Here is a 9,374-nt window from a genome sequence, read left to right as displayed (position 1 = left end):
TGGCTGTCGAACCTGCCCGACGACACCGACCCGGCCACCCTCGTGCGTCTGGGAAAGATCCGGTGGCGGATCGAACACGACTACCGCGAGCTCAACCCCGGCCTGGGCCTGGACCACTTCGAAGGCCGATCGTGGATCGGCTGGCACCGCCACGTCACCCTCGTCACCGCCGCGCACCTGTTCATCACCACACTGCGACTCGACCCAAAAGCAGCTGCGCCGGCCTGACCCTCTACAAGGTCATCGGCGAGATCCAACTACTCCTCGCCACCTGGACCGGCGCATGCCCCACCTGCCGACGCAAGATCAGAACCATCCGACGGAAACGACGACCACCAACCTAACAAAGCACTACTAGGGAGGAACCGATGGCAGCTCAGCTCTACACCGCCGAGCAGGTGCTCGCCATCGCCATTGAGGCGTACCCGCGCGGCCGCTACGACGCCGATGTCAACGAGCCGCGCGGCACGTGGGCCGACCGCGCCAACCGCGAGCAGCGCGTCGCCGCCCGACTCGCCGACATGGACCGAGGCCCGCGACCGGGCCGCCCGCTCAGCGACCGGGCGATGACCGACCCGGGGTGATCGACGTCCGGCAGCAACGCCCCGCGGGCGGTGACCGCCGCGCCGACCACCACCGTGCCCACCGCGGGCCGCGCCCCAACCCCGCCGCCACCGCGCAACCTCCCAGCCACACCACCGCCCCCGACAACGCGTGCGAACGCCCCATCACCGTCTTGCCACCACCCCTCCACCGATAACACGAAATGTGAAGGAACGATCGCAGAGAGCGCCGACAGGTTTCGTGCGTCGGTGAGCTGCTGCACGAGGTCATGGAGGACTGGCGCTGGTCGTCATCGACGCGCCGGAAGACCGCGTCCTGCGCCGCTGGGTGCTACCTCTGCTGCAACTTCATCATCGACAACGCGTCTGCCTGTCACGTGGGGGCGAGCCAGACCGCGGCGTCTGGGGGCAGGAGGAGTGTTCCGTTTGTTGATTCGACCGGTGCGCTTGCTAGCAGGACCTTGCCGGTGCCGGTTAGCGGCGCTGCCTGGTCGCCGGTGTTTAATGCGTAGCTGAGCTCGTCGCCGCGTCGGAATGCCAGCACGTTGGGCCCGGTGTGCCACCAGGTCAGCTCTTTGTCAGCGGCGGCGTCGTTGCTGAGTTCTCGGCGTAGCTGGATCGCTGTGCGGTAGAGCGCCAGGGTAGAGGCTGGTTCGGTCGTTTGCTGCTGCACGCTCCAGGTTCCCCAGCGGTCGGGTTGTGGCAGCCAGGGCGGGTTGGCGCTTTCCGGTGAGAAGCCGTAGGTGTGACCGTCCACGGTCCATGGGATCGGTACCCGGGAGCCGTCGCGGCCGCGTATCGTGCGTCCGGAGCGTTCCCATATGGGGTCGCGGAGTGCCTCGTCGGGGAGGTCTGCCTGGGGCAGCCCCAGTTCTTCTCCCTGGTAGATGTACGCCGCGCCGGGCAACGCGAGCATGAGCAGGGCGGCGGCGCGGGCGCAGCGCAGTCCCTGTTCTCCGCCGCCGTAGCGGGTGACGGTCCGGGTCGCGTCGTGGCTGTTGAGGACCCAGGCCGGCCAGGCGCCGACGCGACGGTACGCCTCGAGTGTCCGCTCGATAGTGTCCCGTAGTGACTGGGCGGACCAGTCGCATTCCAGCAATTCGAAGGTGAACGCCTGGTGCAGCTCGTCTGGGCGGACGTATCGGGCCTGCCGGCCTGGGTCGAAGAGGCACACTTCTCCGATCAACGCCCGCTGTCCGGGCATTGCGTCGATCATGGTTCGCCACTGCCGGTACAGCTCGTGTACGCCTGGCTGGTCGAAGAAGGGCATCAGGTGGTTGCGCCGGAAGTCGGTGTGTTGTCCGGGGCCGGCGTCGATCAGGTCGGGGTGTTTTAACAGGGCATGCGCCATGTCGATGCGCAGCCCGTCAACACCCCGGTTGAGCCACCATTGGATGATGCTCTGGAACTCCGCCGGCACCTGCGGGTTGTCCCAGTTCAAGTCGGGTTGTTCGGGGCTGAACAGATGCAGGTACCACTCGTCGGGCCCGCCATCAGGGGCCGGCGCCCGCAGCCAGGCGCTCCCGCCGAACGCCGACCGCCAGTCGTTGGGCGGCCGATCCGGGTCGTCGTCATCGACGGGGCGGAAAATGTACCGGCGGCGAGCAGCGCTATCCGGTGGCGCGGCGAGCGCCTCGCGGAACCAGGGGTGCCGGTCCGAGGTGTGATTGGGTACCAGGTCACAGACGACACGCAGGCCAAGCCGGTGCGCCTCGGTGACGAGCGCGTCGAAGTCGGCGAGGGTACCGAAGACCGGGTCAACGCCGTAATAGTCGGCGACGTCGTATCCGCCGTCGGCCATCGGCGAAGGGTAGAACGGGGTCAGCCAGACAGCGTCCACGCCGAGGGATGCCAGGTAGGGCAGGCGGGCGGTAACCCCGGGCAGGTCACCGATCCCGTCGCCGTTGGAGTCGGCGAAGCTGCGAACATACACCTGGTAGCAGACTCCAACGCGCCACCACGGGTGCCGTGGCGCTGGCCTGGTCATCGGCTCACCGGACACGGTCCAGCCGGGCGACGCCGATCTTGGCGTCTGCCATCCCGTAGAAGACGTACCGGACTCCGTCGACCTCCTCGATCGCGGTCGGGAAGACCACGTTGGGCACGGTGCCGGAGCGCTCGTCCTCGGTTTCGGGCACCAGGATCGGTTCGGCGGTGCGGGCCAGCACCCGGCTCGGGTCGGCCGGGTCGAGCAGCATCGCCCCGGCCGCGTATTCGACCTTCTGGCTGCTGGGGTCGAAGGTGTCGGGGATGTGCCCGGTCACGCCGTGGTGGATGAGCAGCCAGCCCTCCTCGACCCGGATCGGTGGCGGACCGGCGCCGATCTTCAACTCCTCATATGGGAATTCGGACAGGGCGACGCAGCGGTGGTCGCGGGGACGAACCAGGGCGGTGAGATCGGAGTGCACCTCCTCGGCCGGGACGTAGGAGATCCAGATGCCGGGCCGCTCATCGGTGATCCCGGCCGGCAAGTGCACCCCCTCGCCCGGGCGGAACCAGCCCAGGTCCCACATCGGTCGGTGCAGCATCGCGTAGCAGGGTCGGCCGTCCGGGCCGGGCACCGGCTCGGGAAAGAAGACGGCGTCCTTGTTCGGGAAGAGGTTCAGGTCGGTATCCAGGCCTGGCTGGTAGGCGAACTGCACCGGACCGAGTCGGCGCCAGGTGCGCAGGTCGGTGGAGACGGCAAGGGCCAGGCGCGGGCCGAGTGGCCCGTAGGCGACGTACGTCATCAGGTGCGCGCCGAGTTCCGGCACCCAGGTGGTGCGCGGGTCCTCGACCCCGGCGTTGTTCAGCCCGCGCTCCCATCCCTCGTCGGGGGCGAGGACGACGTCGCGCCGGGTCACCCCGGCCGGCACCCTGTCGCGGAACTCGACCTCGGCGAGCCCGACCCGGGAGACGTTGCCCTCGGCGACCAGCCGGGGCAGCAGGTGCAGCTTCCCGTCCGGGGTACGGCCGCTGGCAGGGTTGAGTACCCCCTCAGCCTCCAGCGGCTGTCCCGGCTCCGGCGCCATGACCACGCCGAGTCGGGTGAGGGTGTAAGGGACGATGGTGGAAACAGTCAACGGTTTAGCCCTTTACGCCAGATCCGATGTTGCTGGAGATGAAGTGCCTTTGGAAGGCGACGAAGAGCGCCACGGCCGGTGCGGCCAGGACGCAGGCGCCGGCGAGGATCGCGCCGTACGGGTTGGTGGCCCGCGCGGCGACGGTGCTCAGGTAGTTGGCGAGTGAGACAGCCAGCGGCTGCATGTCGGTCTGTTTGGTGATCAGGAACGGCCAGAGGAATTCGTTCCATGGCCCGATGAAGGTCAGCAGCACCACGGTGAGCAGTGCCGGGCGGACCAGGGGCAGCGCGACCGACCAGAGGATGCGCAGTTCACTTGCACCATCCAGCCGGGCGGCGGCGAAGAGGTCGGCCGGTAGTTGCAGGAAGAACTGTCGGAAGACGAAGACCGCCGTGGTGTTGATCGCGAACGGCAGGATCATTCCGAGGTAGGAGTCGGCGAGCCCGTAGCCGCGCACGATCAGCACGTAGAGCGGGATCAGCAGGAGCTGGAACGGCACCACCTGGACCAGCAGGACCAGGCCGAAGAGTGCGCCCCGGCCCCGGAAGCTGAGCTGCGCCAGCGCGTAGCCGGCGAGTAGTCCGAAGACGAGCGTGCCGAGGATGACCCCGCCGGTGAAGATCCCGGAGTTGACCAGAGACCGCAGCAGGTTGATCTCGGCGTCGATCTCTCGGTAGTTGTCCAGGGTGAGGCCGCCGGTAGGGAATGCCCCGGCGGGGGAGGTGTCCGGTTCGGTCTGCAATGACCCGATGAGCATGTAGTAGAACGGGAAGAGGAAGGCGAGCGCGAAGGCGACCAGCGCCGCGGTGCGCAGCGCCCGCCGCATGGCGCCGGGGCGACGGCGGGCCACAGGCGCCATGCCGGGCGCGGGTGCGCCGAGGGTGCCGGTCGACATGTCAGCTCCTTTCGAGCAGTCGGCGGTTGATCATCGAGACGGTGACGACGCCGATGACGAGCAGCACACCGATGGCCGCCGCCACGTCCGGGGCGCCCTGCTCGATGCCGCGCTGGTACATCAGCAGTACCGGGGAGGTGGAGGCGCCGTTCGGGCCGCCGCCTCCGGTGAGCAGGTAGGGCTCGGTGAAGAGGTTCGCGCCGGTGATGGTCGCCAGGATCACCACCAGGGTGGTGGCCGGGCGGACCGCCGGTACGGTCACCGAGCGGAACCGCTGCCAGGCGGTCGCGCCGTCCACCGCCGCCGACTCGTATAGCTCCTTCGGGACGTTCTGCAACGCGGCGAGGTAGAGCAGGATGAAGAAGCCGAGTTGCTTCCAGGCCACGAAGACCGCGATGAGCGGCATCGCGAGTGTCTCGTTGACCAGCCAGGACGGGTCCGGGGCGAGCGGGCCGAGGACCGTATTGACCAGGCCGTCCGAGCTGAACAGGAACAGCCACACCCCGACCACCGCGACGCTGGCGGTCACGTACGGCACGTAGTAGGCGACCCGCAGGAAGGTGCGCCCCCGGATGGCCCGGTTGAGCGCCACGGCGAGGGTGAGCGCCAGCACGGCGGTAAGCGGCACGTTGATCAGCAGGAATACCAGAATGTTGCCGAACGCCTCTCGGACCCCCGGGTCACCGATCACCGCCCGATAGTTTTCTAGCCCGACGAACGGACGCTCGACCTGAGCTCCCGGCGCGGCGAAGAAGTAGTCGTGGAAGCTCATCCAGACAGCGAGCCCCAGCGGATACGCGAAGACCAGGACAATGAACGCGGCATAAGGCGCGATCAGGGCCAGCCCGACCGGGTGACGACCCAGCAGGGCCGTCACCGGTCGGCGGCCGGGGTGCCCATGGGCACCCCGGGTTCGGCGGGCGGTCATCGCTGGCCGGCTAGCCCGTCGACCTTCCGCGCGGCCCCGCCGAACGCGTCGGCCACCGGCCGCTTACCGAAGATCACTGACTCGGAGTACGCGTCACGGAACGTCTGCCAAATGGTGATGGAGTTCGGCACGTTCGGCACCTCGACGGTGCGTCCGGCCTGGTCGGCGAAGTCACGGTAGGCGGGCTTCTGGCTGAAGAAGTCCGGGTAGGTGGCGGTCAGGTCGGCCCGCAGCGGCATCTGGCCGGTCGCCGTTAGCAGTGCGCCGTCCTGCTCCTGGCTGGTGGCGAACTTCAACACCTCCCAGGCGGTGCCCCGGTTCTCGCAGGACGAGTACATGGCGACGTTCTTGGCGTCACTGAAAGTCTTCGTCTGCACAGGGGACGTGCCGGTAGAGGTGGGGACCGGCTTCACACCCCACTGAATCTTGTCGCTGTAGACGGGGATCGCCCACGGGCCGACGATCGCCATAGCGGCCTTGCCCTCACCGAAGGCGTCACCGTTGTACTGCTCCTTCGGGGCCAGGCCCTCGGTGTAGAGCGTTTTCCAGAACTCGGCGACCCGCTGCCCCTCGGCCGAGCTGAACTGCGCCTTGCCATCCTCGACGAGTTGCTTCCCGCCAGTCTCAGCGGCGAACAGCGGGTAGAAGTCGAACCAGGACTGGTAGAACTGGCTGGCCGGTGACGGGTAGATGGCCGCCCGCGCGGCACCGGAAGACTTGATCTTCCGACTGGTGTCGAGGAACTGCGCGTACGTGCCAAGCGGCGGGTTCTCCGGGTCGACGCCGGCCTTCCGCATGATCGCCTTGTTGTAGACGATCATGACCGGGTTGGCCTTCCAGGGCATCTGGTAGTACTTGCCGTCCGGCGACTTGTACTGTTCGGCGACCGCACCGGAGCGCTGCTCGATGTAGCCCCTGGCGCCGTCGAAGTCGTCCAACGCGACCAGGCCGCCCTGCTTCTGGAACTGCGGCACAGCGGCCGGCGCGGTGTTGAAGATCAGGCAGGGGGCGTTCCCGGCCGTGATCGCGGCACCGATGACCTCCTCGGAGGACTTGCCGGCCGGGATTTCCTGGGCGGTGATCTTCTGGTCGGCGTGCTGGCTGTTCCACGCCTCGACCATCGCGTTGCCCCAGGCCAGCTCCTCCTTGTTGTTGGACAACCAGATTGTGATCGGCCCTTTGGTCGAGGAATCAGCCTTGGAGTCCGAGCCGCCGTCACCGCAAGCTGCGGTGAGGCCGAGAGACAGGACGAGCAACGCGGCGGGGACGGTACGTTTCATGAAGGTTCTCCGATCTCGACTGCCGTGACGACCGACCGGCCGAGCCTGCGCGCGGCCGGTCGCTGCTCACGGCGATTGATGTGGTGTGAGCGGTGCAGCGGTGGAGGCGCGGACGACCAGCTGCGCAGGAGGCATCTCGACATCCGCGCCGCCATCGCCGTCGATGAGGTCGAGCAGGACACGGGCGGCGGCACCGCCCCACCCGGACGGATCGGTCCGAACGCTGGTCAACGCCGGACTGATGTGGGCGGCCAGTTCGGTGTCATCGAAGCCGGTGACCGAAAGTTGACCCGGCACGTCGAGGCCACGTTCCCTAGCCACAGCCATGCCGGCCATCGCCATCAGATCATTGGCATAGATAATCGCGGTCGGCGGATCGGCCAAGCCGAGCAATTCATGGGTAGCCGCAGCCCCACCAGCCGCCGAGAAGTCAGAGGGCACACAAGGCCCAGGCGGCAACCCGGCTTCCCGCAGCGCGTCCTCCCAAGCGTCCCGCCGGGCCGTCCCGTGCAAGAAGTGGTCCGGCCCGGCGACGTGCGCGACATGCCGATGCCCCAACTCCACCAAGTGACGTACAGCGGCCGTGATCCCCCGCCGGTCGTCAACCAGCACCGCCGGAAACGGGCTGGCCACGTCGGGACGACCGAGCGTGACAGCGGGCAACCGCAACTCCTCCAACAAGGCGATCCGGGGATCGGCGATCCGCAGGTCGAGGAGGAACACCCCGTCCACCCGCCCATCGGCCGCCAGACGCCGATAGCCGTCCTCCTCCGCCCGCTGGCTGGTGACCACCTGGAGAACCAGCGCCTGGTTCCGCTCAACCAGGACTCGTTCCACGCCGGCAATGAACGCGGGAAAGAACGGGTCGGCGCCGAGCAACTCCGGCGGACGGGCCAAGACCAAGCCGACGGCAAACGCTCGTGAGGTCGACAGGGCCCGAGCACGATGACTCGGGGTCCAGCCCAGCACCGTCGCCGCGGCCAGAATCCGCTGGCGAGTCTCCTCGGCCACCCCAGGCCGCCCGTTGAGTGCGAAGGAGACCGCTCCCTTAGAAACCCCGGCGGCGCGGGCGACGTCGGTGATCGTCGGCCGACCTCGTCTGACCAACCCGGCCTCCTTCCCATGCCCGGCAGGTCAACTAGCCACCATGCCGCTAAACCGGTTTGAAAGATGCTAGACCGGTTTAGCTAGCGGATCAATGGCTTACTCCGACCAGTCTCAGGTGTTACACGGCCAGAACCATCCAGGCCACGACCGCCACCAGCAGTAGTGACGATGGCGGCAGCGGCCCCCCTCGGCCGGCTCGCACACCGCTGCCACCACCGGTCGCCGCCTACCTCAGCGGCGACACGCACATTAGGCCCCCTGACCTGCGGAAACACAACGAGACGAGATATGATTTCACGCCAACCGCCGCTCCGCCCACTTACCCCCAGACACCCCAACCACGACGCCAAGGGCACCCGCGCCAGCAAGAAACGTCATCAGGTTCACTCCCCGATGGCCCGGACTGCGACGGCGACGGTCGTTCCGCTGCGACCCGACAGTCCGGCGGGGGACCGTTTCGCTGACGGCACTGATGTGTCAGACGTTGGCAGCAGAGGTGCCGCTAGGCAGTGTCTTCAAAGGATCTTGGTGTCGGATGATGTAGCGCGTGGGTCGTCGCTACGAGTTGTCTGACGCCGAGTGGGAGGCGTTGTCGAGGTACCTGCCGTCGGCGGTGACGGGTGGTCGGCCGCGGGCCGATGATCGGCGGGTGCTCAACGGGATCGTGTGGAAGATCCGGGCCGGGGCGGCGTGGCGGGATGTGCCGGCCCGCTACGGGTCCTGGCAGTCGATCTACACCCGTTTCCGCAGGTGGGCGTTGGACGGGACGTTCGCCCGGATGCTTGCCGGGGTCCAGGCCGACGCGGACGCGGCGGGGGACATCGACTGGCTGGTGTCGGTCGACTCGACCATCGTGCGGGCCCACCAGCATGCTGCGGGCGCTAAAGGGGGAGCCGAGAAACGGACGAACCACAAGATCACGCCCTCGGTCGATCTCGAGGTGGACTGACCACCAAGATTCACCTCGCCTGCGACGGCCTGGGTCGGACCCTGGCCTTCGTGCTCTCCGGTGGCAACGTCAACGACTGCACCCGCTTCACCCAGGTCCTCGCCGGCATCCGCGTCGAGCGGCCGGGACCTGGCCGGCCTCGCGTCCGCCCGGACCACGTCATCGCCGACAAGGGCTACAGCTCCAAGGCCATCCGGACCGACCTGCGCCGACGCGGCATCGGGCACACCATCCCCGAACGCGCCGACCAGCAGGCCAACCGCCGCCGACGCGGCAGCCGAGGCGGCCGGCCACCGGCGTTCGACAAGCAGCTCTACAAGCGGCGCAACGTCGTCGAACGCTGCTTCAACCGGCTCAAGCAGTGCCGCAGCGTTGCCACCCGCTACGACAAGACCGCCACGTCGTACCAGGCCACCGTCACCATCGCGGCGCTACTGCAATGGTTATAAACCTTTGAAGACACGGCCTAGCGATCTTTGGTCGCTAGGTTCTTCACACTTGTGTCAAGTTCTCAGGCAGCTTGGGGAAGACGGGCGCGGGCGGTGTAGTCATTCACGTGGCGCGTGATGGTCTTGAGCGCGGTTCGTAGT

General features: G+C 67.8%; 8 protein-coding genes and 2 pseudogenes. 3 read left to right on the top strand and 7 right to left on the bottom strand.

The genetic code is table 11. The annotated features are described in order from the left end of the window. A partial coding sequence (locus AB0873_RS30995) for a transposase (protein WP_366604220.1) occupies positions 1–228 on the top strand: 228 nt, incomplete at its 5' end. 140 nt (positions 229–368) lie between these two features. Continuing rightward, on the top strand, positions 369–584 hold the full coding sequence (locus tag AB0873_RS30990; RefSeq protein WP_366604222.1) for a hypothetical protein: 216 nt from the start codon (positions 369–371) through the stop codon (positions 582–584). Here AB0873_RS30990 and AB0873_RS30985 read toward each other — a convergent pair. The 7 genes and pseudogenes from AB0873_RS30985 to AB0873_RS30955 all read right to left on the bottom strand — a co-directional run. Continuing rightward, positions 554–729 (bottom strand): annotated as a pseudogene (locus AB0873_RS30985) (metal-dependent hydrolase); the annotation flags it as partial. The gene AB0873_RS30990 and the pseudogene AB0873_RS30985 sit on opposite strands and share 31 nt — an antisense overlap. 207 nt (positions 730–936) lie before the next feature. After that, positions 937–2,496: a glycoside hydrolase family 13 protein gene (locus tag AB0873_RS30980; RefSeq protein ID WP_366604218.1), complete on the bottom strand. Its 1,560-nt coding sequence runs from the start codon at positions 2,494–2,496 to the stop codon at positions 937–939. A gap of 58 nt (positions 2,497–2,554) precedes the next feature. Beyond that, a complete protein-coding gene (locus AB0873_RS30975) occupies positions 2,555–3,625 on the bottom strand; it encodes a hypothetical protein (protein ID WP_366604217.1) in 1,071 nt (356 codons plus the stop codon). Positions 3,626–3,629: 4 nt separating this feature from the next. Continuing rightward, on the bottom strand, positions 3,630–4,520 hold the full coding sequence (locus AB0873_RS30970) for a carbohydrate ABC transporter permease (RefSeq protein WP_366604215.1): 891 nt from the start codon (positions 4,518–4,520) through the stop codon (positions 3,630–3,632). Between the two features lies 1 nt (position 4,521). Beyond that, on the bottom strand, positions 4,522–5,448 hold the full coding sequence (locus AB0873_RS30965; RefSeq protein ID WP_366604214.1) for a sugar ABC transporter permease: 927 nt from the start codon (positions 5,446–5,448) through the stop codon (positions 4,522–4,524). Next, the gene (locus AB0873_RS30960; protein WP_366604212.1) at positions 5,445–6,728 is read right to left on the bottom strand and encodes an extracellular solute-binding protein; all 1,284 of its coding nucleotides are present in this window, start codon (positions 6,726–6,728) and stop codon (positions 5,445–5,447) included. Before AB0873_RS30960 ends, AB0873_RS30965 begins: the two co-directional genes overlap by 4 nt. Positions 6,729–6,794: 66 nt before the next feature. Beyond that, complete coding sequence (locus tag AB0873_RS30955) at positions 6,795–7,835, bottom strand: LacI family DNA-binding transcriptional regulator (RefSeq protein WP_366604211.1); 1,041 nt, start codon at positions 7,833–7,835, stop codon at positions 6,795–6,797. A gap of 547 nt (positions 7,836–8,382) precedes the next feature. Between AB0873_RS30955 and AB0873_RS30950 the strand changes: the two are divergent. Further along, positions 8,383–9,233: pseudogene (locus AB0873_RS30950) on the top strand (IS5 family transposase). The last annotated feature ends 141 nt before the right edge of the window (positions 9,234–9,374 follow it).

This window comes from Micromonospora sp. NPDC047707 (assembly GCF_040704235.1).
Classification (GTDB): domain Bacteria; phylum Actinomycetota; class Actinomycetes; order Mycobacteriales; family Micromonosporaceae; genus Micromonospora.
This window is presented reverse-complemented; position numbering and strand designations above follow the sequence as displayed.

Coding starts and splice junctions, on each gene's coding strand:
- AB0873_RS30990 (WP_366604222.1), top strand. CDS start 369: ATGGCAGCTCAGCTCTACACCGCCGAGCAGGTGCTCGCCATCGCCATT.
- AB0873_RS30970 (WP_366604215.1), bottom strand. CDS start 4,520: ATGTCGACCGGCACCCTCGGCGCACCCGCGCCCGGCATGGCGCCTGTG.
- AB0873_RS30965 (WP_366604214.1), bottom strand. CDS start 5,448: ATGACCGCCCGCCGAACCCGGGGTGCCCATGGGCACCCCGGCCGCCGA.
- AB0873_RS30960 (WP_366604212.1), bottom strand. CDS start 6,728: ATGAAACGTACCGTCCCCGCCGCGTTGCTCGTCCTGTCTCTCGGCCTC.